The sequence below is a fragment of the Spirochaetales bacterium genome (assembly GCA_016930085.1).
Classification (GTDB): Bacteria; Spirochaetota; Spirochaetia; order SZUA-6; family JAFGRV01; genus JAFGHO01.
The window spans coordinates 1-19,791 of sequence record JAFGHO010000098.1; the positions used below are offsets into that span (position 1 = coordinate 1).

A 19,791-nucleotide genomic window follows, 5' to 3' on the forward strand; every position below is an offset into this window, starting at 1 on the left:
CGGCATTCCCAACAACATTATCTGGGAACTCTATAATGAGCCGATTTTCAACGACTGGAACACCATTAAAAGCTTTGCCACCGATCTCATTAGTACAATAAGAGGTTTTGATTCCGATGGTGTCATAATTTGCGGAACCCCGAACTGGTGCCAGAACCCGGAAGCAGTGATAGGCAACCAGCTTTCAGGCACTAATATTATGTATTCGGTCCATTTTTATGCAGCACAGCACACAGATTCATACAGGGCAAACGTTCAGACAGCCCTTAATGCAGACCTGCCCTTGTTTGTCACTGAATGGGGTGTTTGCGGCTATGATCCTGCAAACTCGAGCCCGGACATCGGTCAGTCACAGCAGTGGATGACATTGTTGCATGATAACAATATCAGCTGGACCAACTGGGCCTTTACATGGAAACCGGAAGCATCATCCGCCCTTAAAGAGGGAGTATGGATTACCGGTCCATGGACACTTACAACCAATACAGACAGCAATTCAGACCTTACGCAGAGCGGCTGGTTTGTGAAACAGCAGCTTGATACTGCAAAGCCTGCTTCAGTCAGTTCAAGCAGTAATCCTACACCAACAGATGCGCCAACAACACCACCTGAGGTAACAAATCCACCCACAACAACAACTACTTCTACAACAACTACAACAACAACTACAACTACTACTACCACCACGGAGAGCTGTAGAATTATCGATCCTTCGGTATGCATTTCAGGCGATTTTGGAACTATTAATGCATATAGCTTTAAAACGACAAGAAATATTCAGGGCTGGGGTGTATCCAACTTCGCCAGCAGCAGAAATGGAAACAGAACAATTTCCGTTACGGTAAACGGATCGGGAACTGCGGTGACAACTCCAGGTGCGGCACTGCCTCCCAAGGGTGCAAATGATTACTATGTATTCGTAGCCAGTTCAGGCGGTGAAAACTGGTCACAAGTGTACTGGTGGTAAACGGCCCGACAATGAACTCCGTTTAATGTCGGCTTAAGGACTAAACCTGACAACCACCCCGCGCCGCTTTTTAAAAGCGGCGCGGGGTTTTTTATGCGATGAGCGGAACATCCGGTGCCGTCTTTTATCGCCGTAACAAGGCCCCCGCAGGATTTCACAGGTTTTTTTTAAAAAAAACAGGAAAAATCAATGCAGGCGTCACTTTTACCCCGTTATTACATACGGAGGTTAACAATGTTTGCAACGGTGATATCGCACGCCCCGCTGGGGATCGACGGGAAACTCGTCTCTGTCGAGGTGGACATTCGAACGGGGATACCCGGAATAGATATTGTCGGTCTTCCCGACGGCGCGGTAAAGGAAGCGAAGGAACGGGTGCGGGTGGCGATACGCAATAGCGGTTACGAGTTCCCTGCAAGGCGTATCCTCGTCAATCTCGCGCCGGCGGGTATCCGCAAAGCGGGGGCGTCCTACGATCTGCCGATCGCGATCGGTATCCTCGCGGCGTCGGGACAGATACCCCCGGAAGGGGTGCGGAAGACGATGGTGCTGGGGGAGCTGAATCTGTCCGGGAATGTCAGGCCTGTTCACGGTGTTTTATCGGCCGTCCATGCCGGACTCGGGAAGGGGATCACCGGGTTTCTAGTCCCGCGGGGAAACCTCCGCGAGGCGCGCGTTGCGGGAACCGGAAGGATATCGGGCATTGACTCACTCGGAGAAGCCGCCGGGGTGCTTTCCGGTTCTGCGAATATCGGGAGTCCGGATAATCATGACGATGAACCGGATGGTCCGGATGAAACGATGTATGATGCCGCACATTACGGCGATTTCGAAGATATCAGGGGCCACTGGATTCTCAAGCGGGCCCTCGAGGTCGCCGCCGCCGGGCGGCATCATCTTTTTCTTTTTGGGCCGCCCGGAAGCGGTAAAACGATGGGGGCACGGAGGCTTCCATCGATCCTGCCGCCGTTGAGCAGGGAGGAATCGCTTGAGGTGACCGGGATTCATTCCATTGCGGGGAAACTGCCCCCGCATTGCGGACTCATCACCAGGCCGCCCTTCCGCATGCCCCACCATTCGGCCTCGACGGAAGGGATTATCGGGGGAGGAAAACTGCCCAAACCGGGGGAGGTGTCCCTCGCCCATGAGGGGATCCTCTTTCTGGATGAGGCGCCGGAGTTCAGAAAGGACCTGCTTCAGGCATTGCGTGAACCGATCGAGGAAGAACGGATCACGATCGCGAGGGCGGAAAGCAATGTCCGGTTTCCCGCATCCTTTCAGCTCGTACTCGCGGCAAATCCCTGCCCGTGCGGCAATCTGGGAAGAAAGGAAAAGGTCTGTCTTTGCAGTACGCAGGAGGTGTACCGGTACTGGAAAAAACTCGGCGGGGCGCTTCTGGACCGGATCGATATTCGGGTCCCCCTTTCTCCCGTCTCATCGGAAGAGCTTGTCGGTGATGGGGGGCCGGACGGCGGGGAGGTGAGGCGGCGGGTCGAAGCGGCTGTTTCACGTCAGCACGAACGATTCAAGGGGCACGGGTTTTCGCGGAACTCGCGGATACCGCCGGGGTATCTCGATAAATTCTGTCCGCTGGACCGGTTGAGCAGGGGGCTTTTAATCGATTCGATGAAAAAGATCTCTCTGTCATCCAGGGCAATACATTCGATCATCAAGATCGCACGAACCGTCTCCGACCTCGAAGGGTCGGAAAGGATAGGTGAAGAACACATTCTCGAAGCGATACAGCACAGGAGGTACGGGGACGGAGATTTTTTCTGGAAATTCGGCTGATCATGAAAGCCCTGAATAGCGGAAAACGATACGTATACGGTACTGAACAGGACTTTTGTGCACTCAGGCGAGATAAACAAACATTGTCAGTGTGCATAAAGCCGCCGCAGGGAAGATACCGGCGGAAAGGGACAAAGGCCTGCCCGCGTTTCCACCGTTCTCCGGGACAAACAAGAGGCGTTCACCTGAAAATCAGTATGCCAACTCGATAGATTAAAAAACGGCAAGTTCTGCCGCGAGATTCACGTACGCTGGTTTGCTCAATTCCCACTCAAACAGTTCGTGTTTCCAGTAGTCGTTCCGCAGTTCGAGGAGTAAAACGGGACCGCCTTTTTCACGGCCGATGAAACTCAAAGGGCCGGTTTGCTCCATCGCGATTCCCCTGGCTGGAAGCTCAAGAGCAAACGCCAGAACCTCGTCGTTGAATTCGGCGCACAACCGGGCGTATGTCCGGTCGATCAGGGTGAAGCTCGAACGAAAAGCCCTGTTGCCCATGATGAGGTCATGGACGCCGGGATCGTGCTCTTGTGCGAAGAGTATGTAGTGAAGGATGAAGTATTTGATTGCCAGGTAGTAGTGGTACGATCGATCGGCGTTATTAAAAACGGAGTTCACGTCTTTCACGAAAAGCGGCTCCAACTGCCGGTAAAACGCTATAAGCTCTTGCTCTGTCCGCGCGGTCCAGTAAAAGGCGCAAAATTCGTTGAGCAGCCCGTACACCCCTTCCTGCTGGGTGGTTTGGTCGTCCCCTGCCTTCACGCTGAGTACATAGTAATCATAGCACTGAAGGCTCCTGATCTCTAAAGGAATGGATTCGGCCATCTCACGGGCCGGGAAGGCGGCGGTAAGCGGCATGAAATGGATATCGCCTTCATCCAGATAGAAGGCGTAATAGGTTTTGCCGTGTTTGAAATCCAAACCGGCCTTTATCGCCATCTCGATACCCAGGTCATCTATGATGGAGTGGGTCGTTTCGTGGATCACCGTGGGGAGGCTGATGACCCGTTCCCGATCGTCCCTGCAATTCGCTATGAATATAAAGGGGTCGTTCAAGGATTCCAGATTCCAGAGGTGGCCCTGGTAACGGATTTTTTTCTCCGACGCGTAATGGGTCTTCATTAATTGATGGCAGGCGGGCGCAAAGCGTTCGAGCAGGCTCATGCCCTGTTCCCTGTGGAGCGCGGCATTGGGGTCATTATAGCCGGGTACGCCCTCGCCGCGCAGGATCGCGGCCTGGCGTGAGGCATCCGTTTGAGGAACGGATGAAAGGCATTGGATCAAACAAACAAGGCAGCCGAAGCCGATAAGTATAAAAAAACGGTTCATATCATTCTCTTTTCTTTAAAATACACCCCGTACGCCATTTCATCCTTCTTTTCAACCGATAGGAAAAATTAAAACCTCTTTGAATTTTCTGTTTGTGTCAGCCTACACTGTTATTGTTTTTGAACCAAAAGCGGAATAAAATTGATCGAACGTGAAAATGATTTTTCCCCTGGCTGTCATGTATTTATAGTATAGGTTACCATTCGCTTCCGTTCAATAGAAAAATTATCATTGTTCGGAAAAAGGTTCAAAGGGGATGATCCGGGTGCGTGTTTATACTGACAATTAATTAAATTGTCAGTATTTCCGATTGTAATGAGTTTGTCAGTTTCTTTTATTATAACGAATTAGATGGAACAGCCAAGTGTAAGAAACTGACAAACTCAAAACAGAGGAGTATATATACGCGCTAAACGGCGCCACGTTTTTTCAGCACGTCGACCAGCTGGTTCTTTGTAATGCCGAATCTGGCCGCCAGTTCGATGGCATAGCTTCTTCCTTTTGGTTGACCGGGAAGGATTTTAAAGGTCGGCCGTATACCGGGCTCTTCCCCGCCGCCTTTTGACGGTTCCGGGTCGCTTTCATACACGCCGGCCACCAGGCTGATCAGCGCGCTTTCCCCATCCGTATCCGCATTAATGTCATCCGTCATGGCGGCGAGTTGATGAAAATGTGTGGTAAAAATAACCCGTGTTCCGAGCATGCGGAATACCCGCATGATATCCTGTGCAAGATAGATGCTTTCACCGGCGTTTGTGCTCGAAAGCGATTCATTGAGAAGGATGAGGGAGAACCGGGTGGCGGTGTCAAAGATTGTATGGAGTCGCCTCGCTTCTTCACCGAAACGACCCGTTCCGCGTGAGAGGGATTCTTTGACCGGGAAATGGGTCAATAGCTGATCGGTGATACTGATTTCCGCCCGCTGCGCGGGGACGTAGAGTCCGGCCTGCATGAGTACCTGTGACAGACCGACCGCCTGGGTAAACGTCGTTTTTCCTCCCCGGTTGGGCCCGGTGAGTATGACGATCCTCCCCGTCTCATTCATCTCGAAATCGTTGGGTACGATTCCTTCTATCGCCCCGCTTTGTTCCGAATCATCGCTTTTTTGTATGGCTAGATTTATATTATAGAGTCCTTCGTAATGGAGGGAGCGTGCTTCCTTTTTCAATACGCGCGGGCGTACCATCGGCAGTCCGTAACGTTCGAGTTTTTTGATTCCTTTTACCGCCCCCAGAAAAAAAATGAATTCGTCATGAAGCCTGACAAGGAGACGGCTGTTGATGCTTATGAACTTTTTGAGCGATCTGGCCAGGGGGGCGGCCGCCTCTTCCATGATTTTTGCCACGTCTTTTATGACCGGATCGAGCAGGGGATCCGTCGTGCCTTCCGGGGCGGTATGAAGCGGCGCTATCCCCTGGGTACCGCCTGCCCCGAATATGCGCCGGTAGAGTGTTTTATCCGTATAGAGGTCCTTGTTTATCGAAAGCAATGTGACGCCGCAGGGGATGAGCCCCGCGTTCAGATTGACGCCTATGGTAATACTGCCGAGATTGTTTATCGTTGCAAGAAGTTCCGGCAGGACGGATAAAAGCCGCACGAAGACGGGATCCTCTTCTATCTGCCCGATCAAGGCGGAAAATAATGTAAGTCCGCGGGATCGAATCAATGCTTCTCCGAATGCCTTTCCCAGCCGCCGGACACAGCGGGAATAGAACTCGAGTTCTCTCAGACGCCATACCACTTCCTGAAAAGGAGTTATCTCCCGGGCGCCGAAGTGGAGGGTGAAATAGGTAAGGGACCTGATATCGGGCAGAATTTCCTCCCAGCAGCCGGCCAGATCCGGAGACCGTAAAAGATCCTCGAGGATATCGAGCCTGTAATTGAGGGTTTCCTCGTCATTGCAGACAACCGTATACATACTCTCGAGAGAATCCCTGCTTTTTCCCGTTTCGGTAAAAAACCGGATGAGCGCCGGGATGTCGAGATCCTCCACCGTCTCTTTTCGCAATGGTGTCGTTGATACTTTTCGGCCTTTTGGCCAGAGAAGACTGAAACCCAGATCCAGTCTGATATCTTCGTTATTTTTCTTTTCTTTCATCTTCATTTTCCTTTTCAAGTTTTCTCCCCTTCTCGAGGAGTAATTCCATGATCGCGCGGTAATTTCTATCCTTAGCCAATGCGAGGGCGTCTTTGCCGCTTCGATCTTTGATCCGGATATCCGCTCCGTTCTTCAGTAAAAGACCGACCGCTTCCGCATGATTGCTTTCAACAGCCCAATGGATGAGCGTTCTTCCTTTTGCGTCGATTTCATTGACATCGATTCCATCGACGATCATCTGTTCGAGAATACTCTTCTGGCCGGATTTGGCGACGGCATCAAAGGTGGTATAAAGACTGATCTTTTCCAGCAGTGTATTGTGACGGGAAGGCTTTATCTCATCCAGGTTATCCCTGATAAAGTGGAAGCACTCCTTTCGTAACGATTCCCTGGCGCGTTGCAGCCGCTTCTTTACCGTGTTGAGTTTGATGTTCAGGAAATCCGCAACCTCCTGCTGGGAATATCCGTCTATATAATAGAGGATTGTCGGTATCCGCTGGGTTTCCGGCAATTTTTCGATCTCTTCCCGGATTTTTTCCTCCGTCTCTTTTTTTATGAGGGAGTGCGCCGGATCACTCCCTGCAGATTGATGATGTTCCATTGTATCCATCAAAACCTCCTTGCCCACCCGGTATTTTATTTTTTTTGCGGCTTCCCGTGATGCGATTTTACGAATCCAGCCGGGAAAAGCGGCATAGTTACGCAGGGTTTCGAGTTTTTTATAGCAGATGATAAAAACATCCTGGGTAATATCCTGGGCGAGTGCTGCGTCTTTCACCATACCAAAGACATACCCGAAAATAATATCCTGAAATCCGCCGACTATTTCCGTAAAGGCCTCCTGATGAGGGGAGCGGGCCGTTTTTTGTCGAATTGCATTTTCTATTAATTGTACGAGTGTTTCCATATGCTTACAATATACAGGAGAACGGCCGGATGAAAAAGGTGACATTAATGGGTGAAATATACCTCTATATACCCTGCCGGCCACCCTACCCGTTATACATGATACATAATTTATGCATCATGCATGAATTATGCATATTGCATAGCCGGAAAGCGGCTCCGTCCCCGTGATGATTTGACGCTTGTCCTTATCCTGTAATGAATTAAGAGAGATTTAGTGAGATGGTATGATTTTTGCATTTATTTGGGGGGGGTATTATGACGACGGCAATGAAAGAGAAAAAATCTTCGGTGCGCAGTGTAAGCGGAAACGGCGGTATGCCGTCAATCCTTTTCATCATCAATGAAGCGGCCGGAACAGGACGTACACCGGATGATATCGCGTGTCTGGTTTCCTTTGCTGTCTCCCAATGCGGATCCGCTTCGACAATCCGTGTTGAAGAAACCGATAATCATGAAACGGTGACGAAAATCACCGAAGCTTTTCTGCAAAGAAAGGGCGGCCGCAAAATTATCATTGCGGGGGGAGGGGGAGGGACATTACGGGCCGTCATCACCGGTATTTATAATACACGGGAAAAGCGGGGGGACACACAGGATCCCCCTGTTGTCGCCGCTTTGAGAATGGGTTCGGGTAATGTGCTGGCGAAGACACTGGGCATCGAAAAAGATCCGTACAAAGGCCTGCAGCAAATATTCGAGGGCATCAGGTACAATCAGATCAGAAAGGTATGTGTCGGCAGGTTCGATTTTACGGATCGGGATTTTCTGCGGCGCACGATTTTCGGTGTCACCCTCATGGGATTCGGCGCGTTTGGAGGTATTCCCGGCGCGATCGGCAGGTTTCATAAACGTCACCCCTTCATACACCGGCTGCTCGCGGGCATTGTCGGGATCGAATCCCTCACACCGGTCGAATACGGCGTTCTGCTTGGCGTACGATCGGCGGCCGGATTGTTCTTTCCCGATCGTCCGGCGAAGATCGGAATCGGTTACAACGGAAAAACCGTTATCAAGCGGATTATCGCCGGGCTGATTATGAACTTTCCCGTTTCCTCGATTCCTTTGGATCCGGGTATCGTCATAAGCGACGAGGCCCTTTATTTCCATGCCGTTCCCTACCATTACCGGCTGGATCTTCTCGAACTTGTCGGAAAGCCGCAGCACCTGCCGTCGATTTCCTTTTCCGTCACAAGGGAGTGCGGGGTCGATATAAATTTTCATCCTGAAATGAAAAACAAAAGGTGTATGAAAAAAAGATCCGTAAAACCGGCAGAGATTTTTATCGACGAAGATCCGTATTTTGTCCGGGGTGCCTTGCATGTTTCGGTTGCCGGAATGATCGAATTCATTAATGCATCACCCCTGAGGACACGGAGTGATAAGGAGGTTATGCGATGAGTATTCATGTTTGCATTCTGGGAATAGACGGAAGCGGTAAAAGTACCATTTCGGCGAGCCTTCCGGCATTGCTTTCGGCCGCCCTGGGTGTGCCCGTCGCGTCCGCCGGAGAAAAATTTCGGATGACCACGCCGACGGAAGATCATCTGGGGCCCGGTTTTCAGCCAGAACGGCTTCCCCTCGAGTTTCATCTTTCCCGTTTTTTTAAACGAAAAGCGAAAAAAAACGTTGAAAACAGAAGATTATATCAGGTATTCAAGGTCGCCCATATGCTTTTCCAGGATGCCTCGGCAAAAAAACTGGAAAAGCGATACGAGCCAGCGATTGTGGTCAGTGACGGCAACGCGATTCTGTCCGCCTGCGGCAGGGAGGTGAATTACAGGAAAACACCGGGGAGCCGCACGCCGGAACCGGCCGAGCTTGCCCGATTATTCGGGTATGTTCTTGACGGCAGGATTCCGGATCCCCGGACTATCGGCCGGATGCCGAAAGCCGTGGCGATCAAAAAACTCAAAAGGATTTGTGATGCCTGCGGGATCAAAGGGTTCTGGCTTCCGGACATTGTTTTTTTCCTTGATGTGAGGCCATCTTCCGCCATGAAGAGGATCGCGGCGCGCGGAAGAAAAATCGACGGGCATGAAAACGAAAAGGATCTCAATCAGGCGCGTGAAATGTACCTGAAAACACTCGAGGCATTTTCAATCTACCGTCCGGAAGCTCTGGTAGAAATCATTCGGACGGACGGTTCAACCCCCGGTGAGGTGTTGCGGAAAATCGTTGGGCGCATGAAAGCCGGGATCAGGGCAAAAACCGTGGCACTGCAGGGATCCTCCGCACCGCTGGGAAAGTCGGAAGACAATATCGAAGATAAAAGCTTCTGGTCCAAAATACTGAACAGGAAATATATCTTCAATTACCTCTGCGCGAAGTGTTTTGACGGGGCGTGGCGTGAACCCTTTTTTGTCTGTTCACCCCACGGAAGGGTTTTCCTCAAGGAGGGGTATTCGGCGAATGTGATGAAGATCATCTATGAGAATACAGACACGGAAAAGAACCCGTTCAACAGAATTTTTTTAGGTTACCCCCTGAACAGGGCGGTGTATGACAGGCTCGAGATGCTGGTCGGCTGGCTGTACTGGGTGTTACGGGAAAAACTTGTACCGGGGAAAGAGGTAACCGTTTTCTCCGCTCCATGCGGATTCGCCTATGATATGCTGGGTGCACTGAACCGATTGAAGAAAGAGTCCCCCCGCCTTTTACAACGGGTAAGATTTGTCGCGTCCGACCTCGATCCGTACGGTGACATAGAACCGGCTTTGGCGGCAAAGGCGAGGGAACTCGACATCACCTTCGATTTTATCAAAGGCGATATACGAAAAGCGGCCGTCAGGAAACTCATCCGGTCGTTCGGCCCCTTCGATATCGAATTGTTTATCGGTCTGTCCGGATGGCTTCCCAAACCGGCCATTGTCGGTCATATGCGGTTTCTCGTGACGGCGATAAAACCGGACGGGGTCTGTCTGACCGATACCTTTACCGCCGCCGCATATTCGTTTTCCGGCTATTATGCCGGTTTCAGGGGGAATTATTACGAGCCCGAAATATACAGGGCGATGCTCGATTACGCCGGATTCAATGGGCAGTATGCGACCGTTGAATCGGGAAGGGACGGGATTAATCACTTGATCGTGGTACGTCCAAGGCGGAAACGCAGCTTCGCCGTATCCGGTTATGAAACGGCTACATACGGCCGTATAAAAAACAATGAACGGGCCGTTTGTTAGGAGGCGGAAGCACAATGATTAAGGAAACGCCGAATAAAACAATACGTTCACAGCTTGCCGGGAGACTGGACAGTAAGACCTTCGACCTCCTTGTTATCGGGGGCGGCATTACGGGTGCGAGTATTTTCAGGGACGCGGTCCTTCGCGGGCTGAAAACGGCCCTCTTGGATGCCGGGGATTATGCTTCCGGAACGTCGAGTAAAAGCTCGAAATTGTTCCACGGCGGTCTTCGCTATATCACATCAGGAGATTTCAGACTGACAAAGGAAGCATGCGGTGAACGGAACCTTGCGGTGAATCTCAATCACCGGCTGGTAAAGCCGATACCGTTCATGATCCCCGTATACGGGAAGCGCCGTCGGCGCCTCGCCTTCGGGGCTTTGCTTCACGCATACGATTTTCTTTCGGGATACGGCAATTACGACAACCACCGGTTCCTGCCGCCCGAAGAAACACTCAGGATGGCCCCCGGGCTTTCGCGTTCCGGGCTTCTGGGAAGTTACATCTACTACGATGCACTCGTTTCCGATTTCCGGTACACCCTGGAAACGATCAAGGACGGGATATATAACGGGGGGTGCGCATGCAACTACACGAAAGTGACCGGCTTCGTGAAATCCGAAGGGAAAATATGCGGGGTTTCCATTCTCGATACCGTAGGCGGAACGGCCCGTCATGTGCGGGCCCGTTCGGTGGTGAACGCGACCGGCGCGTTCACCGATGTTATCCGCCGCCTCGATGACGGCGACTGCACGCCGGCGATCAAGCTGTCCCGTGGAACACACCTTGTTTTCGACAGGGGGGACATCCCCTTTCATATGACCGTCACCTTTTTTTCGCCGATCGACGGCAGGGTGCTTTTTCTCATCAGTCATGAGGATTGTTTCTTATACGGCACCACCGATACATGGTATTCGGGCGATCCGGCGGCCTCGGTCCCTGAGGAATGCGATGTCGATTACCTGCTTGCATCGATCAACCTCGGCTTCCCCGGCATCGGGCTGTCAAAAGAAAAGGTCCGTTATGCCTACAGCGGTTTCAGACCCCTGGTTATGAGAAAGAATACGGGGACCAGCCCATCAGGTACGAGCAGGGAAGACCACTACGAGGTATCGGCATCGGGACTCATTACCGTGACGGGCGGAAAGCTTTCGACCGCCAGGCTGATGGCGGATAAAACACTCGCCATCGTGTACAAAGGGCTTGAGAAAAAGGCACCGCCGTGCCGTACCCACATGTCTCCGATCGGCGGCGATATACCGGACTATCCCGAAAACGTCGTGAAATGGGTAAACGGCCATCCGTACCACGCGCGCGACATACGTTCCATGTGCCGGGATTACGGTGCATCGTTCGTCGATTTCTTTGAAGCGTATCTCGGGGGTATTTCCGGAAGCACCTGTCATGATCCGGAAATCGTCAGATTGCGCTATATCTGCAGGAATGAAATGGCCGTGAATCTCGAAGACATCATTGAAAGAAGAATCGGCGCCATTGATTGGGATGCCGGGGAAAGGGAAGGTTACCTGCAAAAATACAGGGTCGTTCTGTCAAGGGAATTGTCGCTTTCGAACGACGAGTTCTTCGACCAATATGAGGCGTACAGGCACTATCTCGCTTCACATCATTATCCGGGATCATATTCGGACAAACCCGTTTCATCTTCAACGCGATATCGCATGTTGCACAGGCGGGAATTAATACACCGTAGCGCTAATGCTTATTCCGCATGAAACAGCATAACCCGGGGGAGAATTGGGGTGTGGAACGACAAGCGTCGTGCAGGTAAACAACCATGAGAAATGGGATTCGAATTCATAACCTATTCCCATTCGCGCCCCGGCGCCGCCGACACCGGGCACTTTCGCATACCCCGCATCGTATAATTCTTTCGTGACGAAAAGGTACATACCGATTCCGCCCGATATGAACCATGAAGGGGCGGAGGGTTCAAGATACCAGACTGCCTCGACACCGGAGAAAATCTGGCTTCCCGCTATGATTAAAAACGGGAAAAGCGGCCAGGCAAGCGCCATCCATTCATCCAGACTGAAAAACCATTCGTATCCCTCGGTAATGGCATCAATATCCGTGGGGGCGATCACACACAGGAGACCGATATTCAGCATATTATTGATTCCGTACCCCAGTTTTACTTCAATAGGAAGAGAGATATATGGTTTCAATATTGATGTATCGTTTTCGGAGGGATCTTCATATACAAGAAGGGCCCCGCCGACTCCGATACCGAATCCGACCGTCCATCCTTCCCGTTCACCGGCGTACGAAAAAGAGGTACAACAGCATAACCTGAAGAATACCCCCAGAAAGATAACGATGCGGCAAAGCCGGCGGACCGGGCTTGACTTTCTTTGATATTCTTCACGTTCTGCCATAATTTTTTCTCCTTATTTTGTATGGGGTGCGGTGACACGCTTATCCTGCGGGGAGTTCTCATCTTCGCTTTTTTTCCTTACAATATATCCCTCTTTGACCGCTTTTCCCGTCCGGATAAAAAAAGGTTTTCCATGATCGGCTTTTGCGACTTCATTTTTTTCCTCATCATACAGGATGAACGAGTCGTCTTCGATATAGAGGATGTCGGGGCCGATGTATTCGAGTGTGTCCCCTTTCAGAATACTGTTTTTTGCCTTTAGTTCGAAAAAGCCCGGTGTTACCTCTTTCCCGATACAGCCCAAATAGGAATACGGCCTGATATATGAGGTGCGTGCCGGGGTTTCGATCTCGTTTCTGCCAAAGTAAAAACCGGTTGAAAACTCGCGACGGCTAACCTTGAAGAGTTCTTCCCTGTAACGGTGGAGATCGGAGGTGCCGTTGCCGGATAACTCATCGAGGGCTTTCCGGTAAGCCCTGGTTGTGACGGCCGTGTAATAGAGGGATTTCATCCGTCCTTCGATTTTTATCGCATCGATCCCGGCTTCTTTTATGGATTTCAGATGATCGATCATGCAGATATCCTTTGAAGAAAGAATGGTGGTATGGCCGTCGGCTTCACAGACGGGAAAGTATTCCCCCGGCCGTTCGGCTTCCTCGAGCAGCATATAGCTCCACCTGCACGAATGCGCGCAGTCTCCGCTGTTCGCGGAACGGCCGGCCATGTACGCGCTCAGAAAACACCTGCCCGCGTACGCCAGGCACATCGCACCGTGAACAAAGACTTCGAGTTCGCAGCCGCACCGTTTTCTGATCTCACCGATTTCCCGGAGGCTGAGTTCGCGTCCAAGGATGATTCGCGAAAATCCCATGTCGCAATAAAGGCGGGCGGATTCCGAATTGATACAATTCGCCTGTGTGCTCAAATGAAGCGGGGTGCGGGGAAAGTGTTTCTTGAGGACGGGAAGGACGCCGATATCGCTTACGATAAAGGCGTCGAACGGATATTGCCCGATATAATCGAGTGACGCTTCGAGCCTCCCGATGTCCTTCTCGTGAAAATAGATATTCAGGGCGCAGAAGAGTTTTTTGCCTGGTCCTTTCATGAGCCCGATCGCCTCATATTCGCTTCCGGAAAAGTTGTCAGCCTTTGCCCTGAGGGAAAAATCCCTTATGCCGATATAGACGGCATCGGCGCCGTATTGATAGGCGCATATCAGTTTTTCGAGGTTGCCCGCGGGCGCCACAAGTTCCATGATTCATCCATTATAAAAAGAATTTCAAAAGGGAACAAGGCCGAAAAAATACCTGACACGGAAGGCCCTCATGGTGTATAGTACGCCCATGAGAGCGGTCGTACAGCGGGTGAAGGAAGCATCGGTTACCATCGGCGGAAAGGTCTCGGGTTCGATCGACAAGGGACTCCTGATTCTATTGGGGATCGAAGACGCGGATACGGATGACGATATCGCGTGGCTTGCCGGCAAAATCGCGCGTCTGCGGATCTTTCCGGACGGCAATGGTATCATGAACCGTTCCGTGACGGAGGCGGGCGGGGACATCCTTGCCGTAAGCCAGTTCACCCTTCACGCGAGCATCAAAAAAGGAAACAGGCCGTATTACGGAAGATCGGCACTCCCCGAAAAGGCGGTCCCGTTGTATCATGCTTTTATCAAGAAGCTCGAAGATGAAACCGGAAAGACAATCCGGACGGGGGAGTTCGGTGCGATGATGGATGTCGGTCTTATTAATGACGGTCCGGTAACCATTATCATGGATTCAAAGCGTATCGAATAGGGCCCTTGTGTCTCAGAAAAAACAGGAGAGTACCATGGTTTACGGAAAGGAAGTATCGTTTCAGACAAAAGGTTTTTCGGATATAAAGGACGTCACGCACCAGGTGCAGGACATCGTCGGTGATTCAGGTATCGCGGAGGGGATCGTGACAATATCGGTCATCGGTTCCACCGCTTCGGTTTCGACGGTGGAGTATGAACCGGCCCTTGTTGCGGATGTGAAGGAGCAGCTTGAACGGCTCGTTCCGCATACCATCCATTCGCGCCATTCGGCCACGTGGGGGGACGATAACGGTTTTTCACATATCCGGGCAACGCTCATGGGGCCTTCCGTTACGCTGCCCGTAGCCGGGAAAAGAATCGTTCTGGGGACATGGCAGCAGATTATCGTGATCGACCACGACAACAGGCCGCGGACGAGGAGGATATTCGTCAGAGTGATGGGCGAATAGGATACTAATGGCGGCAGGCGCGTGTCAGCCGTTTCTCTGTTTTCGTTTTTCCCTGAAGAATGCCGCGTTGTCGTTGTAGAAACGGAGAAAATAATGCTGACTGTTCGAGAAAAACTCGCCTATCATAAGGCAGGCCGGTCCGCCGATGTACCGGTAATGCCACGGTTCGTAGATATAACCGGTAATCTCTTCACGGCCTTCCGGATAGGAAAGCGAGAAGCCGTAGTGCGGGGCATGTCGTGTCAGCCACGCCGATGCCGGTGTTCCTGCAAACTCGGGCCCGATCGGTTCGAAATCGATCGTCGTTCCCAGCTGATGTTGTGAATGGCCCGGCTCGGCCGATTCCCTCTGCGCCCGTTCCTTTCCCAATACCCTGATCCAGTGCCGGTGTACTTGTTCCTGGTAAGCGTATGAGCGGTAGGCCGATGCGATGGTCAGCACCGCGCCGTCCCCTGCTGCATCGTCACTCATCCTGATGAGGTTGTCGATCGCGATCTTTCGAAGCCTCAATCCCGGTTTTGCCGCGGAAATGGAATATTCCACCACGGAAACAAGATCCGCTGGTTCATAATCCGGGGGCAGTGAATGTGTTTTATCCACGAGAAGCATCAACTCCTGCGGTTCATCCAGAATCACGGCCATAAGTTCGCAGAAACGAACGGGCCGGCCGCGAATCGCCTCCCCGATTTCAGCGGGCAAATCCTTTGTCGTTTCTTCGATATCGCTTCGTGTCAGATTGAATTCCGGATGCAGTGTGCTTCCGCCGCACCCGGCGCACATACAAAGCGCAACGAATACCACCGGCCATGTGAAAAAAGCGGGGAAATACATGTCAGAAAAGCCTTTCGATCACCTCTTCCATTGTTTTCACGGGATGGAAGGTGATTCCCTTTTTCACGTTTTCAGGTATCTCGTCGAGGTCTTTCAGGTTTTCATAGGGGATGATAATTTCCTTTATTTTATTCCTTTTTGCCGCGATCGTCTTTTCCTTGAGTCCGCCGATCGGAAGAACGCGGCCGACTAAGGAAAGTTCACCGGTCATGGCGAGCCTGCTTTTTATTTTTTTATCCCTGATGAGCGAAAGAAGACATGAGGCCATGGTAATACCGGCGGAAGGCCCGTCTTTCGGCGTCGCACCCGCGGGTATGTGGAGGTGGATCCGGTGTTCCTCGAAGAATTCTTTTGAAACGCCGAAGCGTTCGGATATCTGCCGGATAAAGGTGTAGGCGATATTCGCGGATTCCTGCATCACATCACCCATCTGGCCCGTCAGTTTGAAACCCTCTTTGCCCTTGTTGGCGACCGCCTCGATAATGAGGGTGGCTCCGCCGAGAGCCGTCCAGGCAAGGCCGACGGCCATGCCCGGTTTTGTCACCTCGATCGATTCGTGTTCGTCGAACGGCGGTTGTTTCAGGTACGTGACGAGATCGTTTTCATCAATGACGACGGGAAGTTTGATTTTATCGAGTACGGAAAGTTTGGCGATTTTCCGGTGGATCTTGTCGAGTTGTTTTTCGTACAGACGCAAGCCCGCCTCACGCGCGTACCCTTCCGCTATGGCGAAAAGCGTTTTTTTATCGTAGACGACGTCCTTTTTGCCGAGGCCGCTTCGTTCGAGAGATTTCGGAATGAGGTATTTCCGTGCGATCATCACCTTTTCTTCATTGATATAGCCTGAAAGCCTGATTATCTCCATTCTGTCCCTGAGCGGCGACGGGATGGTATCGAGGGTGTTTGCCGTCGTAATAAAGAGGATATGGGAGACATCAAAGGGAAGATCGAGGTAATGGTCCCTGAATGCGACATTCTGTTCGGGATCGAGGACTTCGAGGAGCGCCGATGAGGGGTCGCCCTGGAACGAAACACCGAGTTTGTCTATCTCGTCGATCATGAACACCGGATCGAGTGTTTTTACGATTTTGAGTCCCTGTATGATTTTGCCGGGCATGGCGCCGACATATGTCCGGCGGTGTCCCTTGATCTCGGCTTCGTCCCGCATACCGCCCACGGAAAACCTGAAGAACTTTTTCCCGAGAGCGCGCGCGATGGATTTTCCGACGGACGTTTTTCCCACCCCCGGCGGTCCGACGAGGCAGAGGATCGAACCTTTTGTGTCGTTTTTCAGGATTCCGATCGCGATATATTCGAGAATCCGGTCTTTCACGTCATCGAGTCCGTAGTGATCGGCGTCTAGAATTTTTTTCGCCCTGCTCATATCGATCTTTGCCTGTTTCGGTTCGTTCCACGGGAGGGAGACGATCGTTTCGAGGTAATTTCTCGTAACGACGAACTCAGATGAATTGGGATCCATGAGGGCGAACTTTTCCAGCTCGCTTTCAACCTGATCTTTTACCTCACCCTTGAACTTCAGCTTTTCGATGAGTTCCTTCAGTCTCGCGTACTCCTGGGTTTTTGCATCGACCGGCATACCGAGTTCGGATTTTATGGCTTTCAGTTCCTCCTTGAGAAAATATTCCCGTTGACTCTTCGTAATTTTTTCTTCGATCTGGCCCTGAATTTTCTTTTGTATTTTGAGGAGTTCCTGCTCCTTTTTTATGAAGACTAAAACGCTTTCCATTCGTTTACGGACGTCGAAGGTCTCGAGAATTTTCTGTTGTTCCTTGCGGTCGATATTCAGGATGGAGGTGATAAAATCGGCGATTTTCCCGGGATGATCGATATTCACCATGTTCAGCCGCATTTCCTCCGAAAAGAGGGGATTGTTTTCCGATATCTGTTTCATTTCCGAAAGAAGCGCCCTTGTCAGCGCCTTGACTTCGACAGAATCGGCGAGTTCCTCATTCCCATATTCCACGGCGGCGGTAATCGGGACGGTGGTATTGATGAATTTCTTGACGGTAAATCGTTTGAGTGTCGTCACGAAAATGTTCATACCACCGTCCGGGAGGTTCAACCGCTTGATTATTTTTGCGGCCGTTCCGACGCGGTACAGATCGCCGCTTTCCGGGTGTTCCTCATCGGGCGATTTGATGAGAACAAAACCCAGAATCTGATGGGCTGAAAACGAGGCATTGACGACCTCGATATCCTCCTGATCGTGAAGAACAAGCGGTGTGATGAGTCCGGGAAAGATCGGCTGACCTTTCAGGGGAAGAATATGCAGTTTATTCGGCAATACTAAATCCGCCGGAATGATTTGCCCATTTGACATGTGCTACCTCTTTATATCTTTTTTATCAAGGTATAAAGAGTATGCGTAAGTGTCAAGATTGATTTCCCTGATTTTTACTACATAAGTCTTCTAAAAAAATTCCGGTACGCCGATCGAACGGGCCGGTAATGAAAGTACTTTACATCAAAGCCCGAAATGGTTATGCTTATACCATGATCGAATTTCCATCGATGTTGTCAACAAACATGTCCGTATATGGGTAAACGGGATATGGAAAGAGAAATAAAAAACGATCAAGGAGGGGCCATGAATGTCAAAATAGCCAATGAAACCCACGTACCCGGTATTGTTTCATTATGGAAAGACTATATCGATTTTCATGCACAGCTTGATCCGTTTTTTGTCAGAAAACGTGACGGTGAAGCCCGTTATATGAAATATATCATCGAACAGATACATTTGAGCAAATCCCTTGTTCTGGTCGGCCTTGATAATGAAAATATCGCCGCATATTCGCTGGCCCAGATAAAAATGTATCCGCCCGTGTTTCAGCAATATACCTATGGTTATATCGCGGATATGGCGGTAAAGACGGAATATCAGAACAGGAACCTCGGAGACATGATGCTTACCGGTATCATAAAATGGTTCAAGTCGAAGCATATCCATCGGATCGAACTGCAGGTTTTTTCCCACAATATGGTCGGAAACTCCTTCTGGCGCAAACATGGATTCAAGGATTTTAAATACGTGATGAAAATCGAGTTCTCGCCCGATTCCGCCCTCGAGTCAACGTCGTCAGGTTGACAGACCGTCCGGTGGAACGGTGTCCCGCTGTATCGCCTCTGTACTAATTTTTATTTTGACAAATTTTCTACTTTATGCTACCCTTGGTTTTGCGTTCGACGATAATGTCAAGAAACACTATACAGCAGGCGATTATCCTGAAAACGAACCGGATTGGTGAAATAAACAAGGGTGTCGTTCTTCTTACACGCACAAGCGGCATAATCAACACCGTCGCCTATGGCGCGTGTAAGATGAAAAGCAGGCTAAGGGCGTACACGCAGCTATTCAGCCATGTAAAAGTATATCTTTATCATAATCCGGTTTCAAATACATTCAAAATTACTGATATGGAACATTACGATTCTTTCCATGAGATTTCCGGCAGCGTAAGGAAATTTTATTGCGCGTCGCTTTGTGCTGAGGTTATTCTCAAGTCATACGGCGGCGGCGTCAGCGCTGATGACATATTCAGTCTTTTCCTGGAATCGTTGACATGCCTTGCGGGCGCCGGCGAAGAGAGCGTGATCTTTATCACTATCCAGTTCCTTTTCAGGTTTTTGATAATTACCGGTCACGGTATGCGAATTGATCTATGCGCCGGATGCGGGGCGGACATCGCGCCCGGCGAAACAGCTTTCCATGAAATCGGACGCACCGGTTTTCTCTGTCATCGCTGCCGGGGGGCCGGAAACGAGATATGTCATCCGGGAATGAGAAAGTATCTTTCCGCGACCATGGCGATTCCCTTCCGGAAAGCCATGGATGTGAGTATCGATGCATCTTCCGCCCGGACGTTAAAGACAATTATCGTCCGGATTATTGAGACGCTGCTGGAGGTCTCCCTAAAAACGGTCAAAAGCGGGGAAGCGATGATATGATAACGGGGAGGAACGGAGCTTCCGAAGCGGCATAACATTTATCGGTCGAAATGTGTCGATGCGGGAAAAGGAGTCG

The 19,791-nt window shown here is 50.9% G+C and carries 16 protein-coding genes; 9 read left to right on the forward strand and 7 right to left on the reverse strand.

Annotated features, from left to right (window positions below):
- Positions 1 to 967, forward strand: a 967-nt coding sequence (locus tag JW881_16510; protein MBN1699123.1) for a cellulase family glycosylhydrolase, incomplete at its 5' end; no start/stop codon positions are given.
- 234 nt (positions 968 to 1,201) lie between these two features.
- Entirely contained in the window at positions 1,202 to 2,758 is a 1,557-nt protein-coding gene (locus JW881_16515) for a YifB family Mg chelatase-like AAA ATPase (GenBank protein MBN1699124.1), read from the forward strand.
- A gap of 213 nt (positions 2,759 to 2,971) precedes the next feature.
- Here the strand turns inward: JW881_16515 and JW881_16520 are convergent, their stop codons facing one another.
- The 3 genes from JW881_16520 to JW881_16530 form a co-directional block, all read right to left on the reverse strand.
- Positions 2,972 to 4,084 (reverse strand): hypothetical protein, encoded by a 1,113-nt coding sequence (locus tag JW881_16520; protein ID MBN1699125.1) that lies wholly within the window; start codon positions 4,082 to 4,084, stop codon positions 2,972 to 2,974.
- Between the two features lie 409 nt (positions 4,085 to 4,493).
- Entirely contained in the window at positions 4,494 to 6,182 is a 1,689-nt protein-coding gene (locus tag JW881_16525; protein ID MBN1699126.1) for a hypothetical protein, read from the reverse strand.
- On the reverse strand, positions 6,163 to 7,089 hold the full coding sequence (locus JW881_16530) for a sigma-70 family RNA polymerase sigma factor (protein ID MBN1699127.1): 927 nt from the start codon (positions 7,087 to 7,089) through the stop codon (positions 6,163 to 6,165). Before JW881_16530 ends, JW881_16525 begins: the two co-directional genes overlap by 20 nt.
- Positions 7,090 to 7,346: 257 nt before the next feature.
- Here JW881_16530 and JW881_16535 point away from each other — a divergent pair, with 257 nt between their 5' ends.
- The 3 genes from JW881_16535 to JW881_16545 are packed head-to-tail and all read left to right on the forward strand — an operon-like array spanning position 7,347 to position 12,006.
- Positions 7,347 to 8,489, forward strand: coding sequence for a hypothetical protein (locus tag JW881_16535; GenBank protein MBN1699128.1), 1,143 nt, complete (start codon positions 7,347 to 7,349; stop codon positions 8,487 to 8,489).
- A complete protein-coding gene (locus tag JW881_16540) occupies positions 8,486 to 10,273 on the forward strand; it encodes a hypothetical protein (protein ID MBN1699129.1) in 1,788 nt (595 codons plus the stop codon). The genes JW881_16535 and JW881_16540 overlap by 4 nt, the downstream gene beginning before the upstream one ends.
- Positions 10,274 to 10,287: 14 nt before the next feature.
- Complete coding sequence (locus JW881_16545; GenBank protein ID MBN1699130.1) at positions 10,288 to 12,006, forward strand: glycerol-3-phosphate dehydrogenase/oxidase; 1,719 nt, start codon at positions 10,288 to 10,290, stop codon at positions 12,004 to 12,006.
- Here the strand turns inward: JW881_16545 and JW881_16550 are convergent.
- A complete protein-coding gene (locus tag JW881_16550) occupies positions 11,971 to 12,669 on the reverse strand; it encodes a hypothetical protein (protein ID MBN1699131.1) in 699 nt (232 codons plus the stop codon). The genes JW881_16545 and JW881_16550 overlap by 36 nt on opposite strands.
- A gap of 12 nt (positions 12,670 to 12,681) precedes the next feature.
- Positions 12,682 to 13,923 carry a U32 family peptidase gene (locus tag JW881_16555; protein MBN1699132.1) on the reverse strand — a complete coding sequence of 414 codons (1,242 nt, stop codon included), beginning with the start codon at positions 13,921 to 13,923 and terminating at the stop codon, positions 12,682 to 12,684.
- Positions 13,924 to 14,011: 88 nt separating this feature from the next.
- Between JW881_16555 and JW881_16560 the strand changes: the two genes are divergently transcribed.
- Together JW881_16560 and JW881_16565 are read left to right on the forward strand one after the other, a co-directional pair.
- The gene (locus JW881_16560) at positions 14,012 to 14,464 is read left to right on the forward strand and encodes a D-tyrosyl-tRNA(Tyr) deacylase (GenBank protein MBN1699133.1); all 453 of its coding nucleotides are present in this window, start codon (positions 14,012 to 14,014) and stop codon (positions 14,462 to 14,464) included.
- Positions 14,465 to 14,498: 34 nt separating this feature from the next.
- Positions 14,499 to 14,915, forward strand: coding sequence for a YjbQ family protein (locus tag JW881_16565; GenBank protein MBN1699134.1), 417 nt, complete (start codon positions 14,499 to 14,501; stop codon positions 14,913 to 14,915).
- A 24-nt stretch (positions 14,916 to 14,939) separates the two neighbouring features.
- Here the strand turns inward: JW881_16565 and JW881_16570 are convergent, their stop codons facing one another.
- Positions 14,940 to 15,746 carry a M15 family metallopeptidase gene (locus JW881_16570; protein MBN1699135.1) on the reverse strand — a complete coding sequence of 269 codons (807 nt, stop codon included), beginning with the start codon at positions 15,744 to 15,746 and terminating at the stop codon, positions 14,940 to 14,942.
- 1 nt (position 15,747) lies between these two features.
- A complete protein-coding gene (lon, locus tag JW881_16575; protein ID MBN1699136.1) occupies positions 15,748 to 18,087 on the reverse strand; it encodes an endopeptidase La in 2,340 nt (779 codons plus the stop codon).
- A gap of 267 nt (positions 18,088 to 18,354) precedes the next feature.
- On the opposite strand from lon, the gene JW881_16580 reads away from it, so the two are divergent.
- Positions 18,355 to 18,855, forward strand: coding sequence for a GNAT family N-acetyltransferase (locus tag JW881_16580; protein MBN1699137.1), 501 nt, complete (start codon positions 18,355 to 18,357; stop codon positions 18,853 to 18,855).
- A 104-nt stretch (positions 18,856 to 18,959) separates the two neighbouring features.
- Positions 18,960 to 19,715 (forward strand): DNA repair protein RecO, encoded by a 756-nt coding sequence (gene recO / locus JW881_16585; GenBank protein MBN1699138.1) that lies wholly within the window; start codon positions 18,960 to 18,962, stop codon positions 19,713 to 19,715.
- The last annotated feature ends 76 nt before the right edge of the window (positions 19,716 to 19,791 follow it).